The sequence below is a fragment of the Streptosporangium sp. NPDC050284 genome, assembly GCF_044459525.1.
Classification (GTDB): domain Bacteria; phylum Actinomycetota; class Actinomycetes; order Streptosporangiales; family Streptosporangiaceae; genus Streptosporangium.
Map to the genome: position 1 here is coordinate 5,068 of NZ_JBITIZ010000005.1, position 19,776 is coordinate 24,843.

Annotated in this window: 14 protein-coding genes; 10 read left to right on the top strand and 4 right to left on the bottom strand. The window is 70.4% G+C overall.

Annotated elements, in window-relative coordinates:
* The first annotated feature begins 320 nt into the window (after nucleotides 1–320).
* Entirely contained in the window at nucleotides 321–1,178 is an 858-nt protein-coding gene (locus ACIBH4_RS13385) for an alpha/beta hydrolase (RefSeq protein WP_362513004.1), read from the top strand.
* Nucleotides 1,179–1,313: 135 nt separating this feature from the next.
* On the opposite strand, the gene ACIBH4_RS13390 is transcribed toward ACIBH4_RS13385, so the two are convergent.
* Nucleotides 1,314–1,955 (bottom strand): tetratricopeptide repeat protein, encoded by a 642-nt coding sequence (locus ACIBH4_RS13390; protein ID WP_362513002.1) that lies wholly within the window; start codon nucleotides 1,953–1,955, stop codon nucleotides 1,314–1,316.
* 422 nt (nucleotides 1,956–2,377) lie between these two features.
* Complete coding sequence (locus tag ACIBH4_RS13395; protein ID WP_362512999.1) at nucleotides 2,378–2,749, bottom strand: hypothetical protein; 372 nt, start codon at nucleotides 2,747–2,749, stop codon at nucleotides 2,378–2,380.
* A 553-nt stretch (nucleotides 2,750–3,302) separates the two neighbouring features.
* Between ACIBH4_RS13395 and ACIBH4_RS13400 the strand changes: the two genes are divergently transcribed.
* Complete coding sequence (locus tag ACIBH4_RS13400; protein WP_362763555.1) at nucleotides 3,303–6,248, top strand: glycosyl hydrolase; 2,946 nt, start codon at nucleotides 3,303–3,305, stop codon at nucleotides 6,246–6,248.
* A gap of 6 nt (nucleotides 6,249–6,254) precedes the next feature.
* Here the strand turns inward: ACIBH4_RS13400 and ACIBH4_RS13405 are convergent, their stop codons facing one another.
* Nucleotides 6,255–7,151 (bottom strand): hypothetical protein, encoded by an 897-nt coding sequence (locus ACIBH4_RS13405; RefSeq protein ID WP_362512992.1) that lies wholly within the window; start codon nucleotides 7,149–7,151, stop codon nucleotides 6,255–6,257.
* 317 nt (nucleotides 7,152–7,468) lie between these two features.
* Between ACIBH4_RS13405 and ACIBH4_RS13410 the strand changes: the two genes are divergently transcribed.
* The 6 genes from ACIBH4_RS13410 (at nucleotide 7,469) to ACIBH4_RS13435 (ending at nucleotide 14,104) form a co-directional block, all read left to right on the top strand.
* Nucleotides 7,469–8,554 (top strand): hypothetical protein, encoded by a 1,086-nt coding sequence (locus ACIBH4_RS13410; protein WP_362763558.1) that lies wholly within the window; start codon nucleotides 7,469–7,471, stop codon nucleotides 8,552–8,554.
* A 250-nt stretch (nucleotides 8,555–8,804) separates the two neighbouring features.
* Nucleotides 8,805–9,761, top strand: coding sequence for a TIGR03885 family FMN-dependent LLM class oxidoreductase (locus ACIBH4_RS13415; protein WP_362512986.1), 957 nt, complete (start codon nucleotides 8,805–8,807; stop codon nucleotides 9,759–9,761).
* Between the two features lie 294 nt (nucleotides 9,762–10,055).
* Nucleotides 10,056–10,526, top strand: coding sequence for an ATP-binding protein (locus ACIBH4_RS13420; protein WP_362512983.1), 471 nt, complete (start codon nucleotides 10,056–10,058; stop codon nucleotides 10,524–10,526).
* Nucleotides 10,527–10,782: 256 nt separating this feature from the next.
* Nucleotides 10,783–12,072: an MFS transporter gene (locus tag ACIBH4_RS13425; protein ID WP_362512980.1), complete on the top strand. Its 1,290-nt coding sequence runs from the start codon at nucleotides 10,783–10,785 to the stop codon at nucleotides 12,070–12,072.
* 208 nt (nucleotides 12,073–12,280) lie between these two features.
* Complete coding sequence (locus tag ACIBH4_RS13430) at nucleotides 12,281–13,444, top strand: M20 family metallopeptidase (protein ID WP_362512977.1); 1,164 nt, start codon at nucleotides 12,281–12,283, stop codon at nucleotides 13,442–13,444.
* A gap of 246 nt (nucleotides 13,445–13,690) precedes the next feature.
* A complete protein-coding gene (locus ACIBH4_RS13435; protein WP_362763561.1) occupies nucleotides 13,691–14,104 on the top strand; it encodes a VOC family protein in 414 nt (137 codons plus the stop codon).
* A gap of 322 nt (nucleotides 14,105–14,426) precedes the next feature.
* On the opposite strand, the gene ACIBH4_RS13440 is transcribed toward ACIBH4_RS13435, so the two are convergent.
* Entirely contained in the window at nucleotides 14,427–16,265 is a 1,839-nt protein-coding gene (locus ACIBH4_RS13440) for an AAA family ATPase (protein WP_362763563.1), read from the bottom strand.
* A 242-nt stretch (nucleotides 16,266–16,507) separates the two neighbouring features.
* On the opposite strand from ACIBH4_RS13440, the gene ACIBH4_RS13445 reads away from it, so the two are divergent.
* Both ACIBH4_RS13445 and ACIBH4_RS13450 read left to right on the top strand, forming a co-directional pair.
* A complete protein-coding gene (locus ACIBH4_RS13445; RefSeq protein ID WP_362512968.1) occupies nucleotides 16,508–16,813 on the top strand; it encodes a trypco2 family protein in 306 nt (101 codons plus the stop codon).
* Between the two features lie 14 nt (nucleotides 16,814–16,827).
* On the top strand, nucleotides 16,828–19,776 hold a 2,949-nt coding region (locus tag ACIBH4_RS13450; RefSeq protein WP_399172071.1), incomplete at its 3' end, for a trypsin-like peptidase domain-containing protein.

A 19,776-nucleotide genomic window follows, 5' to 3' on the forward strand; every position in this document is an offset into this window, starting at 1 on the left:
GGCGGGGGGTTCCTCCCTCCCCCCCCCCGTCTTTATGTCACCCCCCCCCCCGGGGGCCCCCCCCCCCCCCGCCGCCCGGCCCGCCCCCCCCCCCCCCCCCCCCCCCCCCCCCGACGCGTGGTGTCCCCCATGGGGGAAGTGGGGAGGACGGTGGCGGTGGTGCGGTCCGGCACGCGCCGCCAACCCGGGGTGGCCCGCCACAGGAGGAGACACTCTTGCGCTGCGACTGTGCGGGTGGGGATGTCGAGAACGCATCCGTGGCTCCGATTCTCTGTGATCAGCGAAGCGAGACGGCCGACGATTTTCGAGGAGAGGCGACCATGCAGCCCGTCAAGACGAACACCCTGAAGGTTCCCGGCGCGACCCTTCACTACGAGATCCGCGGCTCGGGGCCGACCCTGTTGCTGATCTGCGGCGGGGTTTACGACGCCGCCGGATACGCGGGTCTGGCCCAGCGGCTCGCCGACCGCTACACGGTGGTGACCTACGATCGGCGCGGCAACTCGCGCAGCCCTCTGGACGGGCCGCCCGAGTCGCAGAGCATCGAGACGCACGCCGACGACGCGCACCGCCTGCTGGTGGAGGTGGGTGTCACCGCCGACGAGCCCGCGTACGTCTTCGGCAACAGCTCCGGTGCGATCATCGGCCTGGAGTTGGCCACCCGCCACCCCGAGCAGGTGCGCACCCTCGTCTCCCACGAGCCGCCGCTGTTCGAGTTGCTGCCCGACCGCGACCGCTGGCGCGATGTCATCCGGGACGTGGAGGAGGCGTTCGCCAAGGAGGGGACCGGAGCCGCGATGCAGGCCTTCGCCACCGGGTTCGACAGGACCGGCAGAGAGCACGAGGAGGCGGCCGGCCAGAGAGAGCAGGAGAAGCCCACTCCCGAGGTGGCGGAGACGATGGCGCGGATGGAGAAGAACATGGAGTTCTTCATCGGCTACGAGGTGCCGCCGTTCGTGAGATACATCCCCGACGCCGACGCGCTGCGGGCCTCCTCGGCGCGCGTCGTGATGGTGGCGGGCGAAGCCTCGGAGGGGCAGCCGCCCTACCGGGCCTCCTTCGTCGTCGCCGAGCAGATCGGGGGGACGCACGTGATGTTCCCCGGTGACCACGGAGCCTTCGGCAGCCTGCACGAGGAGTTCGCCGCAAAGCTCGACGAGGTGCTCTCGCGCTCCTGAGAGAACGCGGCCGACGGCCGTCTCCTGATGACCCGGCTCAGGAGGCGGCCGTGACCGGACCGGCCGGCCCCGCCCGCGCGCGGGCCGGCGCAGCATGGCGGTTGTGAGTCCCGCGCCCGGCAGAGGTGAGGTCGCCTACACTCGCGTGCGCGCTTCCTCGATCTGGCGCGCGATGTTCCTCGCACCACTGGCCTCGGCGAGGGCACTCGCCTCGTCGGCCAACGCGAGCGCGTCGTCACGGCGTCCTTCCGCGGCGGCGATGTAGATCAGCCCGACCATGTTCGCGGCGACGCCCGGCAGGAAGCCGAGCTCCCGGCGGAGCCGCACCGACTCCTCCAGTCGTTCCCGCGCCGTCTCCAGCCGTCCGGCGGCGTGCTCCGCGGTGCCCAGGTGCCGAAGGGCGTACGACATCAGCAGCTTGTCGCCGACCTGCACCGCGAGCTCGTGCGATCGTTCGAAAAACGGAACCGCGGTGTCGTCGTTCCTGCGGACGACCTGGTGGAAGATGCCGATCCAGAACAGCGACTCACCCTCGCCGCGCAGGTCGCCGAGCGTCCGGTAGAGCTCCGTCGCCCGTTCGAACAGCGCCAGCTCCTGCGGATCCTCGTCACCGTCCTCGAAGAAACGCGCGTGCATGATCCGGCCACGGGCCAGGGCCAGACCGGCCTCGACCGCGTTCAGCTCCCGGTCGGCCACCTCAAGCACCCCGGCCTCACCGTCGAAGACCGCGCGTTCGTAAAGCAACCTGGCCCGTTCGAGCCTTTCTTCCGCACTCATCCGCTCAACCCCGTCTATTCCGGATCTGCCCACCGCGCCGAACACCGTACGCGGCAGATGAGGTGTGACACCAGCTTTCCTGCTGCCGTTCGGCGCGCTGAGTCTCCACTGGTTCGGAGCGAGGGCGATCCCTGGGGCAGGGTTCTTCGCGGGACGGTTCTGGGGGAACGCGAAACGGCTCCGGTCGGACCTTTTCTGGTCTGGCCGGAGCCGGTGTTTCCCTGGGGACGCTGATCAGGGGAAGGTGATCAGACGGTGGTGATCGCGGGGACGGCGATCACCGGGGGAGATGGGCGGGGCGGTGGCGACAACGAGGACGGTGGTCGCCGTGGTGGCCCGGGCGCTGTGTCACAGGGGGGCTGTGTCACAGGGGGAAGGTGTCGCAGTGGGCCAGGGGGATGGCGGGTGTCGCGGAGCGGTGATCAGCTGACGTTGGCGCAGATCGCGTAGACGCTGATGCCCACGTCGTTGTAGCCGATCTGGCGACCGAGCCCGATCCAACCGTTGCCGTCGTCGGTGGGGAAGGAGCCCACCAGTATGGCCCCGTTGCCCTGCGCCTCGGCGCCGCCGCCGATGGCCTTCTTCCCGCCGGGGCAGTGGACCACGCGGCGCTGGAAGTTGGGCACGTTGGCGTTCGGCAGCTTGACGATCTGGTAGCCGCTGAAGGCGACGGCGGCGGGAGCATCGGGGACGGTGGGCACGGAGGCCGTGGCCGGAGCGGCGGCGGTAATCGTGGTCAGACCCGCGACGACGGCGGCGCTCAGCGCGGCGGTCATGAGCTTCCTGCTTCGCATGATGTCTCCTGGGGCAGAGGGTGCCTGTGTGCTCACTGACAGTAATTCTTCATCACTCTCTGTGTCCAGCCCTGTTTTTGTCGCCGTCTCGCCAGTTGCGTCCGTCCTGGTGATCAGGCATGTGCGGGCGTGGGGGTGAGGACGTTCCAGGTGAAGGGTTCACGCCGCCAAGGGGGTGGCCGACGGTGAACGGGGAGGGGTTTCCTCGGAGGTCGACCGGCGACGGGCGGGAGGGGGTGGGCGCCGTCGGGGGCCGGCCGACGTTGAGCGTCGGTCGGTTATGAGAGCGCTCTCAGATCAGGGTAGGGCCATTTCTTGATCGTCGACCAGAGGGGCGATGTGGTAGACGGGTGGATGAAAAGATGGCGATGCGCAGTAGAACGCCCTATTTTTCTGGGCTTACGCCCTCCCGCCTGCACCTCTACGCTTTACCTATTCGTTACCAACGCGAAACATTGACTGACGTGACGCATCCCGTTACTTTTCGGTGAGAGAGCGCTCTCTCGTATCGGTCAGCTTCAGAGCCCGATTCCTCTCCCCGGAGGCACCCCCTATGGATCCCTCGATCCGGACCACGGGTCCGGACAGTGCGCACCCCCGCGAAGGACGACTCGCCCGGTCGGCGGCCCGCCTCAGGACCCGCCGTCGCCGCCTCGCCGCCGGTGTGGTCGTCGCGATGGTGGCCGGGCTGCTCGGCCTCGGCGCCGCCCGCTCCGCGGAAGCCGCCACGGTCGGCGCCGGCAGCTACGCCGACACCCTCCCCGCAGGACGCTCGCTGCCGACCGGCTGCGGCTCCATCTCCACCAACCCCCGCCAGTGGGTGACGTCCAACGCCCCCGCGGGGGCCGTGCCCACCAACGACTGGTGGTCGTCGATCCTCTACAAGAAGACCGACTGCGCGTACGGTGAGCCGCTCCACGCGCACCCGATCTCGTACGACACCTTCGGCAACGGCCTCGGCTTCTCCTACAACACCACCCCCGCCATCAGCGGCACCGCGACCGGCGTCGGCGAGTACCACTACCCCTACGTCGAGAACATCCGCGTCGGCGTCGCGGGCCTGAACTCGCCGGACGTCAAGGTCGACGGCTGGAGCGACTGGACCGTCACCCCGTACTGGAGCGGCGGGGGCCGGACGATGAAGGCCACCATCGGCCACGGCCTGCCGTTCGCGTACTTCCAGATCACCGGCGGCAACGCGCAGATCACCGCCGCGGGCACCCCCACGGTGTGGTCCAACAGCGGCGCCACCATCGGCTTCACCGTCGGCGGCCGTGACTACGTCGCCTACGCGCCGACCGGAGCGACCTGGTCGGTGAGCGGCACCACGATCAGCTCCTCTTTGGCGGGCAAGGACTTCTTCTCCGTGGCGGCGCTCCCCGTGGGCGGCGACCGCGCGGCGCTGGCGAGCACCTACGGCCAGTACGCGCACGCGCACGTCACCGGCACCCGTGTCTCGTACGCCTACAACCAGTCCGCGAGCACGCTGACCACGACGTACGCCTTCACCACCACGGCGAGGCAGGGCAGCCAGACCGGCACGGTCATCGCGCTCTACCCGCACCAGTGGAACTACCTGACCGGCTCGACGCCGCTGGCGCAGACGTACGTGTCGGCACGCGGGCCGATGAAGATCGTCACCGGTACGCAGTTCAGGACGACGATGAAGTACACCGGCGTCCTGCCCGAGGTCCCCGCGGTGGCCGACAGCTCGGGGGCGGACCTCACCACGGTCACCAACCAGCTCAACGCCGAACTCGGCAACCCGATGGACATCCGGGGCGACGACACCTACTGGACGGGCAAGGGCCTGGGCCGGGCCGCCCGCATCGCGGAGATCGCCGACCAGCTCAACCTGACGTCGGTGCGCACCGCCGCGCTGAACGCGATCCGCACCCGCCTCAACGACTGGTTCACCGCCTCACCGGGCAAGACGACCAGGGTCTTCTACTACAACCAGAACTGGGGGACCCTGCTCGGCTACCCGGCCTCCTACGGCTCCGACCTGGAGCTCAACGACCACCACTTCCACTACGGCTACTACATCGCCGCCGCCGCGACCCTCGCCAAGTTCGACCCCAACTGGGCGAAGGCGAGCCAGTACGGCGGCATGGTGGACCTGCTGATCCGCGACGCCAACAACTACGACCGGTCCGACACCCGCTTCCCGTACCTGCGCGACTTCGACATCTACGCGGGCCACGACTGGGCGGCAGGGCACGGCGCGTTCGGCTCGGGCAACAACCAGGAGTCGTCGTCGGAGGGCCAGAACTTCGCCAACGCCCTCATCCAGTGGGGACAGGCCACCGGCAACACCGCCGTCCGCGACGCGGGCATCTTCATCTACACGACCCAGGCCGCGGCGATCCAGGAGTACTGGTTCGACGTGCGCGACCAGAACTTTCCCGCCGCCTTCGGCCACAGCACGGTCGGCATGGTCTGGGGCAGCGGCGGCGCGTACGCCACCTGGTTCAGCGCCGAGCCGGAGATGATCCAGGGCATCAACATGCTCCCGATCACCGGCGGTCACTTCTACCTGGGCGACAACCCCGCCTACGTGAACACCAACTACGCCGAACTGGTACGCAACAACGGCGGACCGCCCACGGTGTGGCAGGACATCATCTGGCAGTTCCAGGCGCTGGGCAACGGTGACGCGGCCCTGGCGAACCTGCGCGCCGCCGGAGGCTACACCCCCGAGGAGGGGGAGAGCAGGGCGCACACCTTCCACTGGATCCGCAACCTGGCCGCCCTCGGCACGGTGGACAACTCCGTCACCGCCAACCACCCGCTGGCGAAGGTGTTCAGCAAGAACGGGGCACGCACCTACGTCGCGTCCAACATCACCGGTAGCCCGCTCACGGTGACCTTCTCCAACGGCACCGTGCTCAACGTCCCGGCGGGCAAGACGGCGACCTCCGGCGCCTTCACCTGGAGCGGCGGCAACGCGGGGGGTGGCACCACGAACCCCGACCCGACCCCCACGCCGACCCCCACTCCGACGCCGACCCCCACCCCGACCCCGGGTGTCTTCGCCGCGACGCGCTACCTGCAGAGCGGCGGAGGGCTGACGGGCACGACCGGTACGGCGGGCAGCGTCACGCTGGCCGCCGCGAACGGCAACCACGACGGCGTCCCGACCAACGCCCAGGTCTTCACGGCGACCGGTCTCACCGCCAACCGCAACGGCGGCACCACCGCGTTCGACCTCTTCCTGGACTCGGGCACCTCGATCGCGAACGGCACCCAGGTCAGGGTCTCCTACGACCTGACCGGCGACGGGAGCTGGGACAGGGTGGAGACCTACGCCTACTTCGCGACCGACCCGGTGACCGGCTGGGAGCACTACACGCAGGCGGCCGGCCCGCAGTCCTCCTCTGGCACGCTCGGCAACCTGTCGAACGGCCGGGTGAGGGTCGAGGTCTGGAACGCCATCGGCAACAACACCGTCAGCCTCGGTGTCGGTAACCGGTCCTTCGTACGGCTGCCGTTCGGCTGATCCCCCTCAGCCGATCCGCGACGGGACGGCCGGGAGCGTGAGCCCCCGGCCGTCCTCGCTTTCCGCGAGTGAGCTCGGCAGGCCGATCGCGTTCGAGGGCGGAATGACGCCCGACTCCAGGACGGCCGTGGTCAGCGGGTGGAGCAGCAGGGCGAGCTCGGAGGTGCGCTCGTCTCCCAGGGCGCGCCACGGGGTGGCCGCCGCCTCGTCGGTGAGCCGCTCGATTCGCCCGCGCTCCCGTGCGCCCTCGGCCGTCAGAAGGCCGGAGTCGTCGACCCACCCGCGCTCGCGCAGGGCGGCGGCACCGGCCTCCCACTCCTCGTCGTCCCAGTGCCGTCCCAGACGCAGCTGCTCCAGGTCCGTCTCGCCCGCCGCGACCTTGAGCAGGTGGGCCTGGACGGGGGAGACGCCGTGGGCGACGAGGGCGGCCACGTGCCCGTCGCCCCGGTGCTCGCGCAGCGTGGTCGCGGCCTGCCAGAGCAGCAGGTGCGGTTCGTCGGGCGCGGGCAGCGCCTGGTTGGCCGCGCCGAGCACCCGACCGGCGGTGTCGGCGAGCCCTGCGGCCTCCCAGGCGAGGTCGGCCGCCGCGCGCATGTCGTCCGATCCGATCACCTTGTCGGTGAGCGCGTTCCGCAGCGCCGCTCCCGCCCCGTCGAGCCTGGCGCGCAGCACGTCGCCGGGGGTCGCGAACGTCCACGCGTCGGGGAGCGCCCTGGCGACCCTCACGGGGTGGAAACCGTGGAAGGCCGCCGTGACGACGCCGGGGCCGACCGGCCCGAGGGGCGCCGCCCTGGACGCGAAGTAGCCCATCCAGAAACCGCGCATGCCGACCGCGTCGGACGCCGCCAGAGCCTCGGGGGCGAAGTAGGTGACGGCGTGCAGGGGCTCAAGTAACTGCCACATGACACGCGGAACGTTCGGTTCGAGCTCCGGCACGGTCTCACACCCCGTCTCGTGGATCCTGGCGGATCGGCTGTGCGTTGTTCATACGGTACTCGCAGGAACGACCGGGTGATCTCCTGGGAAGAAGACCGCCATCTGGTCCGGACCCTGACCTGATCTGGGGAGACGAAGTCATCTCACCCGTCAGGTTGGGTCTTTTCAAGGGGGGACGGGCGGGTTATCAAGAGCTCAGGACGAACTGTGATTCCAGACATTTCCACTCACTGGTTCCTCGGTCGCGTCCGATCGCCCAACCCCCCAAGCCGATGGAGTACGGCATGCCACAGTTACGAAGAGTCATGTTCCAAATCCTGTGTGTCATCGCGATGCTCGCCGCGAGCGTCACAGCGGCGGCCACGGGCGCGCAGGCCGCCGTTCCCAACCGGTGGGGTTTCGCGGTGGTCGACGTGACCTCCGGCGTCCCCGACATCAACCACCAGGCGGGCAGCTGGGCGCCGGGCTTCAACGTCACGGTCACCCCCGGCGTGGTCGGGCAGACGTACGTGAGGTTCCCGCAGCTCGCGATCAACGGCGGCGTCGTCCACGTCACGGCGATCTCCCAGAACGCCTACTGGTGCCAGGTACAGAAATGGGGCCCCTCGGGACCCGACCTGATGGTGGCGGTGCAGTGCTACCGGTACGGAGGGGCTCAGGTCTTCACCCCGTACAGCATCGTCTTCGAGCAGAGCACCGGCACCCTGCCCGCACCGCAGGCGTTCGGTTACGTGCACCACAACGGCGCCGGCATCGCCGACCAGTTCAACTCGGCCGGTGGCGTGAACACCGTCGCCGGGGGTGCGGGCGTCTGGACGGTCAACCTGCCGGGCCTCGGCTCGGCGAGTGCCGCGGGAAACCTCCAGGTCACCGCGGTGAACTCCAGCCAGCCCGCCCGCTGCAAGGTCGGCGCCTGGTCTCCCGGCGTGGGCGCGCAGGCGGTCCAGGTGCGCTGCCACAACGCGACGAACGCGCCGCTCAACACCGGATGGACCCTCACCTACCAGCGTGAACGCGCCATCACCGGCGCGGCGATCCCGCCGAAGAACTTCGCCTACACCTTCGACACCAACCCGGCCAACCCCGGCCCGTACGCGCCGACGCCCGCGGGCCTGAACTACAACTCCCAGGGGGCCACGAACACGATCCAGAGCGCAGGACTCGGTCTGCGTCTGGTCACCTTCCCGAAGGTCGGGCTCCTGCAGGACCAGGTCCAGGTCACCGCGTACGGGCCGGGCCCCGAGTTCTGCAACTTGCAGACCCTCTGGAGTACCTTCTCCGGCACCGCGATCGTGCGTAACGTCGCCTGCTACGACGCGGCCACCCGCGTCGACCGGCTCTCGTTCGTCACCTACACGTCGGCCTACTGAGGCCTCCTGAGGGGCCTGCTGAGGACCGGGTGAGACTCGGGTAAGAGCTGAGCGCGGTGCCGTCCGTGACCTCGGGCGGTACCGCGCTTCCCGTCCGGCCCGTTCACCCGTACGGGCCCGGCCCGGCCACCCGTCCGAGCAGGCCACCTGTCGGGATCCGGTCCGGCCACTCATTCGAGAGGGGCACCTGTACGGCCAGGTCGGGGGCGTGTGCCCGAATGGACGGCCTTCTCCCGGGTAGCCGGAGGCGATGACGACTTATGGCTTCCATTCCTCACACGAGCAGATCCATCCGGCAGAGCTTCTGAAAGCCGTCACCCAGGCCGAGCAGGCGGGGTTCGGGGCGGCGATGTCGTCGGACCACTTCTCCCCGTGGAGCGAGCGACAGGGGCAGTCGGGGTTCGCCTGGTCCTGGCTGGGCGCGGCGCTTCAGGCGACGAACCTGCCGTTCGGCGTTGTGAACGCCCCCGGCCAGCGCTACCACCCCGCGATCATCGCCCAGGCGATCGGCACCCTCGGGGCGATGTTCCCCGAGCGCTTCTGGGCCGCCCTCGGCACGGGTGAGGCGAGCAACGAGCACATCACCGGTGACCGCTGGCCGCGCAAGGAGCTTCGCACGCGGCGACTGCGGGAGTGCGTCGACATCATCAGGGCGATGCTGGCGGGGGAGGAGGTGAGCCACGACGGCCTGGTGACCGTCGACCGCGCCCGGCTGTGGACCCGGCCCCAGGTCCCGCCGAAGCTGGTCGGCGCGGCGGTGAGCGTCGACACGGCCCGCTGGTGCGCGGAGTGGGCCGACGGTCTGATCACCGTGGGAGGGCCGGTCGACCACCTGCGCGAGGTCATCGGCGCCTACCGGGACGCCGGAGGTAAGGGGAAGGTGGCGCTCCAGGTTCACCTCAGCTGGGCCGAGAGTGACGACGAGGCGATGGCCATCGCCCACCACCAGTGGCGGAGCAATGTCTTCTCCCCGCCGGTCAGCTGGGACCTCGACACCCCCGAACTCTTCGACGTGGTCTCCGCGGACGTCTCGTCCGAGCAGATCGCCGAGGTCGTCAACGTCTCGTCCGACCTGGGCTGGCACGCCGCCAGGATCAACGAGTACGCCGACCTGGGCTTCGAGGAGATCTATCTGCACCACGTGGGCCAGGAGCAGGCTCCCTTCATCGACGCCTTCGGCGCGAAGGTCCTTCCCCAGCTGCGCTGACGTGGTCGCGGCCCTTCCAGGCGCGGTGGTCCCGGGGTGGGCGGGAGACGAGGGCACGGGCGGGTTCACGGAAGGCGGGGAATCCGCCCAGGTGGTGTGGCGTGGTGTCCCGGAAGGGGCAGTGATGGTGCCGGCTGGGGTCTGTGACCTCATCCTCCCCAAACGTCACGAAACGAACTGGCTTATCGTCACTCTTACGACATCTAATAGAAACAAGTAAGGAGGAATCAATTCCCAGACGTGACCGGATGTTCTACATTTGTCATGGGAGCGCTCCCATCAGAAGGAGGCGCAGTGTCTCTCCAGCACAACTCATCCGCGGCGGCCCTCGAGGTCGCCCACGAGTACGTAGGCGAGTGCCTGCTGCCCGCCGTCCCCGCGAGCGTGCGCGACGCCCGCTCGCTGGTTCGCCGAGAGCTCTCCCTGTGGGGCGCTGACGATCTCATAGACGACTGCACGCTGATCGTGAGCGAGCTGGTCACCAACGCCGTCAGGTACGGCGGTGCCGCGTGCGCGCTGCGAATCCGAGGTGGCGAGAACCTCGTCCGCGGTGAGCTCTTCGACCCCGGGGCGGGAGTTCCCCGCATGTGTGCCCGCGACATGGACGCCACCAGCGGCCGGGGCCTCCAGATCGTCGACTCCCTCGCCGACGACTGGGGCGTCGCCCATCCCGCCACCGGGGGAAAGATCGTCTGGTTCGTCCTATGCCTTCCCACCTCCCCCCGCTCGCATTCCGCCGTCGCCCCGGTCCTGCAGCTCAAGTAGGCGCCACGCGCCCCAAACCGCCCGGCCGCCCGGGGAACGCGCGGCTCGGGAGCACGATCGTCCGCCGGGGGTGAGAGGCCCACGCCCAAGACAGCCGTCCGCCAGGTGTGAGGGGTCAGCCGCCCAAGGCCGCGCGGCCGTCCGGCCCTCCTGATGGCCTGGTGTTTTCGCACGTCGGGGGCGGATGTCCCGCGGTGCCGGCGCGCCCCGTAGTGTGCGGGACGGTCAGCCCCCCAGGGAGAGAAACGCATCACCCATGACGACGTACGACCACACCCGCCGCGCCTGCTACACCGGATATGTCACCCAGGCCATCGTCAACAACCTGGCCCCCCTGTTGTTCATCGTGTTCCAGACCCGCTACCAGTTGCCGCTGGAGATGCTCGGGCGCCTGGTACTGCTCAACTTCGCCACCCAGCTGGTCACCGACATCGTGGCCGTGAAGTTCGTGGACCGGACCGGTTACCGCGTCCCGCTGGTGCTGGCCCACATCCTGTCGGCGCTGGGACTGATGCTGCTCGCGGTGGCCCCGGTCATGTCGCCCTCCCCGTACCTGGGACTGTGCGTCGCGATCATCGTCTACGCCGTCGGCGGCGGCCTGCTGGAGGTGCTCGTCAGCCCGGTCGTGGACGCGCTGCCCAGCCCGCAGGAGGGTAAGGCCGCGGCGATGAGCCTGCTGCACTCCTTCTACTGCTGGGGACAGGTAGCGGTGGTGGCGGGCAGCACGCTGCTGCTGGCCTGGATCGGCCAGGACGCCTGGCAGGTCCTGCCCGTCGCCTGGGCGCTGGTCCCGCTGGTCAACATGGTGGCGTTCCTGAGGGTGCCGCTGCCCGCGACCGTACCCGACGAGCACCGCACCTCCCTGCGGGCGCTCTTCGGGGCCCCCGCCTTCGCCGCCGCCCTCGTGCTGATGCTCAGCGCGGGCGCGGCCGAGCTGACCATGTCGCAGTGGTCCTCCCTCTTCGCCGAGGAAGGGCTGGGGGTCTCCAAGGTGTGGGGCGACCTGGCGGGTCCGTGCCTGTTCGCGGTCCTGATGGGGATCGGCCGCATCGTCTACGGCCTGTGGGGTGAGAAGATCCCGCTGGTTCCCGCGATGGCCGCGTGCGGCGCGCTGGCGACCGTCTGCTACCTCGTCGTCTGCCTGTCCTCCAACCCGGTGGTCAGCCTCATCGGCTGCGCGGTGTGCGGCCTCGCCGTCAGCCTCCTGTGGCCTGGCACCTTCAGCCTCGCCGCGGCCCGCTTCCCCCTCGGCGGCGCCGCGATGTTCGGCGTGCTCGCCGTCTTCGGGGACGCCGGTGGCGCGGTCGGCCCCTGGATCGCCGGAGCCGCCGCGGACGCCTCCGCCGCCGCCGACGGGTTTCTCGCCACCCTGTCGGCCGCGCTCCCCGACGACGGCGGCTCCGGTCTGCGCACCGGCATCCTCGTCGCCGCCGTCTTCCCGATCGCCGTTGTCACCCTCACCCTCGCGTACGCCGTCCGGGGGAAGGGCGCGGGCACGATGACGGGCGAGGCGCCCGGTGAGGTGGAGCGACCGGTCGGCGGGTGAGCCGGAGGGGATAGATCGATCGGCGGGTGAGCCGGAGGGGATATTCGGGCATGACATTTCCTTGGGAACGGCCCCGCCTCACCCAAGCACCACGAGAACGGCACCACGCACAGCAGAGGGAGATCCATGATCGGCACCCATGTCCGCGCGCTCGCACAGGAGGGCGCGTGAGGGTCGGCCACGACGCCCCCCGGCCCGGGGAGGGGCGATGAACGAGGTTCGTGAGCGGCTCCGTGCCGCCCTCCACGCCGAAATGCCCGCCGCCTTCCAGCTACGGCGGGAACTGCACGCCGAGCCGTGTGTCTCGGGAAAGGAGGAGCCGACCCTCAAGCGTGTGCTGGACGCGCTGCCCGAGGGCAGCGCGATGGAGCGGGTGGCCGTGACCGGCGCGCTCCTGCGGGTCGGCGGCGAGGGACTCGCCGTCGGGGTACGTGGAGAGCTGGACGCCCTGCCGATCCCCGAGGAGACGAACGTTCCCTGGGCCTCGCGCAACGGCGCGATGCACGCCTGCGGCCACGACGTGCACCTCGCGGCCCTGGTCGCGCTGACCAGGGCGGTCGACAGGGTACGGGCGCCGGCGCCGATGGTCGCGGTGCTGCAGCCGCGTGAGGAGACCCCTCCCTCCGGTGCCAGGGACATCGTCGAGTCGGGCGCGCTGCGCAGGAACCAGGTCGGCGCGATGATCGCGGCACACGTCCAGCCGGTGCTCGGCGCGGGTGAGACGGCCTGCACCCCCGGCGCGGTCAACGCCTCCTCCGACGAGTTCGCCGTCGTCGTCCGCGGGCAGGGCGGACACGCGGCCTACCCCCACCTGTCGAGTGATTCGGTTCTCGCGCTCGCCCAGATCATCGTGGCCGCGCAGCAGCTCGTGAGCCGCGACGCCGACCCGATGACGCCGACCGTGGTCACCTTCGGGACCGTGTCGGCGGGCAACGCCCCCAACGCGATCCCGGGACAGGCCGCGGCGCGCGGCACCCTTCGTACGATGTCGGAGCCCTGGCGTCGGCAGCTGCACCACCGCTTCCGCGAGGTCGTCGAGGGGGTCGCCCGTGTCCACGGCTGCGAGGCGGAGGTACGGATCGCGAACGGGGAGCCGGTGCTCGTCAACGACGCCCGGCTCGCCGAGGAGACCGGCCGCATCCTCGTCGAGGTCGCCCACCACATGCCGGCGACGCTGCGCTCCTGCGGCGCCGACGACTTCGCCCACTTCGCGTCGGTCGTGCCGTCGCTGATGCTGTTCGTGGGCACCGACACGACCGCAGGGCTGCACAGCCCGTACTTCCTGCCCGGAGACGAGACCGTGACGGCGGTCGCCGAGAGCCTGCTCGCCGCCTACCTCGCCGCCGCGCGGGTGATCGGCGCGGACACCTGAGCGGGCGTTCCGGGCGTGGGGTCTGAGGTCGGCGGCGGTTGACAGCCGCCACACGGGCCTGTAGAAAACCGAATGGTTATAGAACGAATAGGTTATCGAAGGGTGGGCGCCGACCGGCTCGACTCATGTTCGCGGGACTCGCCGGCCTGAGAAGGCGGGCGAGGTCGCGGCGACAGGGCCGGTCGTGCCGTTGCCGCCGTGAGCCGCACCTCCGCAACAGGTGCCGCCGGCAGAAGGAGCGAACTCGTGAACTGGACCCTGGAAGTGGTCGTGGTCCCGGTCAGTGACATCGACCGTGCCAAGGACTTCTACGCGGAGAAGCTCGGCTTCACGGTGGACCACGACACCCGGATCGACGGCGGACCCCAACTCGTCCAGCTCACTCCTCCGGGGTCCGGCTGCTCGATCGTCCTGGGGAAGGGGTTCGTCGCCATGGAGCCGGGCTCGCTCCAGGGCCCGCAACTGGTGGTCTCGGACGTCCACGCGGCCCGTGCGCACCTCGTCGAGCGAAGCGTAGAGGTGAGCGAGGTCCAGGTGCTGGGCCCGTCGGGCGCCCGCCCGAGCCGTGAGGGGGACGACCTCGACAACGTGGGATTCGTCTTCTTCAAGGACCCGGACGGCAACGGCTGGGCCGTGCAGCAGATAACCTCCCGCGGCTGATCGTTCCACGGCCGCGGGAGCGCTCGTCCGGGCGTAAGGTCTCCACGAACCCCCGAAGTGTGGGATCCCGGTTCATCCGTCATCTGACGATGCCATGAGCTGAGCAGATGCTGATTGTCTCAGCCGGATGTCATCGCGATTTGTCTCAGGCTGATGTCATCCGGCTGAGGCTGGGGCTGTTTGCTTGTAAGTTCCGGCGGTAAATGGCCGGGATCTCCAGTGCTATTTGGCCGGACGTGATCTCGTGGCGGTACGAGTACGGCCCCGCCGTGGCGGGGCCGGGGTTGTCGATGTGGTGGGTCGCGAGTTCGAGGCGGGAGCCTCACATGACGCCGATGATCAGGTTCTCACGGGCGGCTTCGACGACTTCCTTGGTCACGGTGCTCAGCTGGTTAATCTCCAGGACGCGTTCGATCTGGTCGACGAGGCGGGTGATGAGGCGGAAATTTCCGCTGGTGATGCGGGTGATGGCGGCGATGGCCTCGGTCGTGGCGAAATCGTCGCTCGCGCCAAGGCCCAGATGGGGCCATTTGCGGTCCAGGACGTGCGCCTGTTCGTCGGCGGAGAGGGGTTTGTAGTGGTGGATGAAGCCGACCCGGGAGTAGAGCTGGGGGTAGCGGGCCAGGCGCTTTTCGATGCCGGGCATGCCGATAAGGATCACACCGATGCCGGTGCGGTCATGATGATCGCGGAGCTGTTCGAGCCCAGCTGTTTTGAGCCGGTCGGCCTCGTCCACGATCAGGAGCTCGGCACCGGTGGAGCTGGTCTGAGGTGAAGAGTTGTCGCCGTTGCCCCGGCCGGTCTGCAGCATGAGGTCGACGGTGCGGCCGGGCCGGTCGCACAGCAGGGAGATCTCCTTGTCGAGCTTGTCCGGGGTGCTGTGGACCTTGGGGGTGTACATGACGGCACGGCCGGCCAGCACGTTGTCGGCCTCGGGCGCGGCGGCCGATCCCTGCCCGTTGAAGTGCGGGGCGAGCTGGTCCCAGCGGGTGTAGGCGCGGGCGGATTCGGTCTTGTCGACGCCCGGGCCGCCGTAGCACAGGCCGATGTAGCGTTTGCGGCGGACGGCTTCGGCGAACTCGCCGAACCTGCGGTGCTCCTTGGTCACCAGGAGCGGCGCGGGCGCCGGCTCGGATCGGTTCGCGGGAGCGGGGCCGGGCTCAGACGCGGGTGGGGGACGGTCGGTGGTGTACGCGCGCGCCGTGGAGTCGTCAGCGCTGGGCGGGGTCAGGGGGGCTTGGGCGGCGCGGCCGGTGCTGCCCTTGGGGGCGTAGCCGGGCAGGTGGGCCAGGCACATCTGGTTCATGGTCTCCATGAACCGTTCGATCTTGCCGTGGCCGTGCGGCTGGCCCTTCTTGCTGAACACCGGCCGCACGCGCAGGTCGGCCATCACCTGTTCCAGATGGGCGGAGGTGAAATCCGGGCCGTGGTCGAGGCGGAAGATCTCGGGGATGCCGCACACGTGCCAGCCCGGTTCGGCCTTGCGCCAGATCGCCTGCCGGAAGGCCAGCGCGGTGGACAGCGCCGAGGGCGCCTCCAGGTTGACCGCGTACCCGGCGATCGCGTGGGAGTGGTCGTCCTCGATGGTGGTCAGCCACGGCCGGGCCGGTTGCCCCTTGGGGTCCAGCACCCACAGGTCCAGCTCGGTGTGGTCGGCCTGCCAGACCTGGTTCGGCTGGGACGCTTCCCTGCGATGCACCAGCTCATACACCTCCCGGTAGCGTTTGCTGCCCTCCACTCCGAGCGCCACCAGCGCCGGGTCGAGGTTGCGGACGATCTCGTGCACCGTGGAGTAGGCGGGGACCGGCCAGCCCTGCGCGGTGGCGACGCTGGCGGCCTGCCGGTGGATCACCGCCACACTCTGGCGGGGCGGCCGCAGCGCCAGGCCCTCGATCAGCAGCCGCAACGGCTCGGGCATCCGTGCTCGGCCGCGGTCCGAACGCGACCGGCGCACCAGCGCGGCCAGGCCGCTGGCCTGATAGGCGGCGCGCCACCGGCGCAACGTCCGCTTGGGGACCCCGCAGGAGGCGGCGATGCGGGCCAGCGGGACATCGTCTTGGAGGTGGGGCCGCAGCAGCCGCCAGCGTTCGAGCGCCTGCAGGCGTTGCGCGTCGCTGAAGCCCGTCAACGGGGGGTCGCCGTCCGGTTCGGCTGCTTCCATGAACCGTCCCTCCCTGACCGCCTCACTGAGCTGGCCTCCTTCGGAGTGTGCCCGCTCCGCTCACGAAACTTGCCGACAGTTGGCTGATGGCGCCATGCGCGGTCGCTGCCAGCGCCGCCGTACCGGCGACCATCGTCATCTGGTGTCGGTTGTGGGGGGATCGGCGGGAAGTGCGGCGCCGCAGGCGTTCGGCGGCCTAAGATCGGGTTCCTGGCCGGGTCCCTGGTGCGGTGGGAGGGCGTGTGGCGGAGCTTGGGCTGCCGGAGGCGATCGAGCAGATCCGTCAGGAGCTGCGGGAGGCGATCGCCGCGGGCGCTGATGCGGACATCCAGTTCCCCGTCGGGGAGGTGACGCTGGAGTTCCAGGTCGGGGTGAAGAAGACCGGCGAGGGCAGCGGCAAGGTCAAGGTGTGGGTGCTGGAGGCCGGCGCCGGCGGCAAGATCGAGCACGACCGGGTGCAGAAGGTGACCGTCGTCTTGCAGCCGCCCGTCGATGCGCAGGGTGACCCGGTCAAGGTATCCCGTCACTCGTCCGCCAAGCCGGGCTAGCCAAGGGGGCAGCCGTGCTGGTGGCGATCCAGGACCGGTTCGTCGAGGTCATCGCCCAGCTCACCGTCAGCCGCGGCTCGGGGACCCGGACGGAGTGGCAGGTCGCCTCGGGTTTCATGATCGACGGCCGCCACGTTCTGACCTCGTTGCACGCCGTCGCCGACGGCGACATCGAAGTCCGGCGCGCCATCCCCTGGCCCGACGGCCCGAAGACGAGCTGGCGGGCGCGGGTGCTGCTGCGTGGAGATGTCGGGCACGCGGATCTGGCCGTGCTGGAGCTCACCGAGGACGCGCCGGCGGAGATCGGGCTGCTGCCAATGATCGGGTTCGCGCGCGTCGCCGATCGTACGGAGCGGCTGGAAGTGGTCGAGGACTGCGGCGCGGTGGGGTTCCCGCGTTTCCTGGAGCGCGGCCACGATGCGACGACGGTCCGCCAGGCCGCCCAGGTCAGCGGCCGGATCCCCATCTCGCAGCGGCCGGGGCCGGGCCTGCTCACCCTGCAGACCGGCCATCGCCCGGAGGGGCCGCCGCTGCCCTCGGCCGGCACGACGCTGGCCGGGTCGACCTGGTCGGGCATGTCCGGGGCAGCGGTGCTGGCCGGCGACCTGGTCGTTGGGGTGGTGTCGGAACACGCGCCGCGTCAGGGCGCCTCAGACCTGACCATCGTGCCGATCACCCTGATCGACACCCTCCCCGACCGTGACGCCTGGTGGGCGCTTCTCGGCACCGGCCCTGGCCGGCTGCGCACGTTGCCCGCAGCGAGCAGCGCCCTGGTGTGGGCCGACGGCTGTCCCTATCAGGGGCTGGCGCCGTTCGGCCCGGAGCAGGCGACGCTGTTCCACGGGCGGGGCCAGGCCACCGCCCGGCTGCAGGCGATGGCCACCACCGAGCGCCCGGACGGCGGTCTGATCATGGTGACCGGCGCCTCCGGGGCGGGCAAGTCGTCGCTGCTGCACGCCGGGCTGCTGCCCGCCCTGACCGCCACCGCCGACGATCCCAGCGGTTGCTCGTCGTGGCCGCAGGTGTGCTTCACCCCCTCTGAGCGGCCGTTGCAGGAGCTGGCCGTGCAGCTGGCGGTGCGGTGCGGCGCCGACCCCGATGTCGTGTTGGGCGAACTGCGTGCCGACCCGGCCCGGGCCAGGGCGCGGGCCCGGCAGGTGCTGGCAGCCGAGGCGATCCGCCGCCGCCAGCAGGGCGGCTCCGGCCAGACCCCGCGGCGGCTGATCATGGTGGTGGACCAGTTCGAGGAGTTGTTCACCTCGTCGGTGCGCGGGCACGCCGAGGAGGCACCCGCGTTCGTGGCCGCGCTGGATGCGATCGCCACCCCAGCAGGACCGCCGGATCACGGCCGGGAGGCGGCCGGCCGGCCGGGTGAGGGGCGGCACGATCGGGAGCCGGCCGGGATCGTGGTGCTGGCGGTGCGCGGCGACTTCATCGACCGGTGCGCCGCCCACCCGGCGTTGGCGCGGGCGCTGGAGGAGCGGGCGTTCGTGCTGGGCCCGATGAGCGAGCCGGAACTGCGCCGGGCGATCACCGGACCGGCCGCGGCGGCCGGGCTGCGGGTCCAGGATGGCCTGGCCGAGCAGGTGGTACGCGACCTCATCGCGCACACCCGGGCCACCGCGGACGAGGCGCCGGGCGGCGGCTCGGTGGTGGGGGCGCTGCCGCTGCTGTCGATGGCGATGGTGCGCACCTGGCGCCACCGCCACGACGGGCAGCTGACCCTGCACGGCTACGACCGCTCCGGCGGCGTCGCCTCCGCCGTCCAAGACGCCGCCGAAGACGCCTACCTCAACCTGACCCCACGGCAGCAGCAGACCGCGCAAGGGGTGTTACTGGCGCTGACCCTCATCGGCGCCGACGGGCAGCCCGTGCGGCAGCGCGCGAGCGTCGGTGAGCTGGCCGCTCGCTGCGAGCCGGCCGAGCCGGAGGTGGCCCGCCAGATCGTGAGCGCCTTCACCCGTGCCCGGCTGATGGTGACCGGTGCCGCGTCCCCTGTCCCCGTATCCGCGCCCGCCGGCGCACCAGGTGTGTCCGGCTCGACCGCTGCGGGCAGCGGCGCTTCGTCCACGGCGGCGGGCGATCCTGCGGCGGAGCTCGCGGACCTGGCGGCGGCCGGCACCGTCGAACTCGCCCACGACGTCCTGCTGAGCGCCTGGCCACGCCTGCGCTCCTGGCTGGCCGAAGAGCAAGCCGATCGCATCCTGCACGGCGAGATCTGCCAGGACGCCACCGAATGGGCGCAGGCCGGCCAGGATGCGTCGTTCCTGTACCGCGGCACCCGGCTGGAAACGGCCCAGCATGCTGCGGCGGGCTGGCACGCCGACCTCGGCCGCCACCTCAGGCTGCCCGAGGCCGCCACCGCCTTCCTTAACGCCAGCACCCGGGCTGTCACCCGCACCCGGCGTCGCTGGCAGGCGCTGTTCTCCGTCCTGGCCGGGCTCCTGGTCATCTCCATCATCACCGCGATAGCCGCCGTGCGATTCGCCCAGGACGCCGACCAGCAGGCCACCGATGCCGAACGGCGACGACCGGCGGTGTCCAGCCAGTTGGCCGCCGACAGCCAATCCTTGCCCGGCGACCCGGTGACATCGGCACGCCTGGCAGCGGCGGCATGGGCGATCGCTTCGACCAGCGACGCCCGCACGAGCATGTACGCGGTGGTCAACCAGCCTGCACGAAGCGTCCTGAAAGGCCTCACCGGCCACACAGGCGCGGTGAACTCGGTGGCGTTCAGCCCGGACGGCAAGCACCTGGCCACCGCCGGTGACGACAAGACGGTACGGATCTGGGATGCGGACACTGGCGGCCTGATCCGCACCCTCACCAGTGACAGCCACAGGGTGAACTCGGTGGCGTTCAGCCCGAACCGTAAGCGCCTGGCCAGCTCAGGTTCTGCCGGGACGGTGCAGATCTGGGATACGGTCACCGGCGGCCTGATCCGCACCCTCACCGGCCACACC

What these genes read in the sequence shown, in the direction of transcription:
- ACIBH4_RS13385 (WP_362513004.1), top strand. Translation starts at nt 321, where the DNA reads ATGCAGCCCGTCAAGACGAACACCCTGAAGGTTCCCGGCGCGACCCTT.
- ACIBH4_RS13390 (WP_362513002.1), bottom strand. Translation starts at nt 1,955, where the DNA reads ATGAGTGCGGAAGAAAGGCTCGAACGGGCCAGGTTGCTTTACGAACGC.
- ACIBH4_RS13395 (WP_362512999.1), bottom strand. Translation starts at nt 2,749, where the DNA reads ATGCGAAGCAGGAAGCTCATGACCGCCGCGCTGAGCGCCGCCGTCGTC.
- ACIBH4_RS13400 (WP_362763555.1), top strand. Translation starts at nt 3,303, where the DNA reads ATGGATCCCTCGATCCGGACCACGGGTCCGGACAGTGCGCACCCCCGC.
- ACIBH4_RS13405 (WP_362512992.1), bottom strand. Translation starts at nt 7,151, where the DNA reads ATGTGGCAGTTACTTGAGCCCCTGCACGCCGTCACCTACTTCGCCCCC.
- ACIBH4_RS13410 (WP_362763558.1), top strand. Translation starts at nt 7,469, where the DNA reads ATGCCACAGTTACGAAGAGTCATGTTCCAAATCCTGTGTGTCATCGCG.
- ACIBH4_RS13415 (WP_362512986.1), top strand. Translation starts at nt 8,805, where the DNA reads ATGACGACTTATGGCTTCCATTCCTCACACGAGCAGATCCATCCGGCA.
- ACIBH4_RS13425 (WP_362512980.1), top strand. Translation starts at nt 10,783, where the DNA reads ATGACGACGTACGACCACACCCGCCGCGCCTGCTACACCGGATATGTC.
- ACIBH4_RS13430 (WP_362512977.1), top strand. Translation starts at nt 12,281, where the DNA reads ATGAACGAGGTTCGTGAGCGGCTCCGTGCCGCCCTCCACGCCGAAATG.
- ACIBH4_RS13440 (WP_362763563.1), bottom strand. Translation starts at nt 16,265, where the DNA reads ATGGAAGCAGCCGAACCGGACGGCGACCCCCCGTTGACGGGCTTCAGC.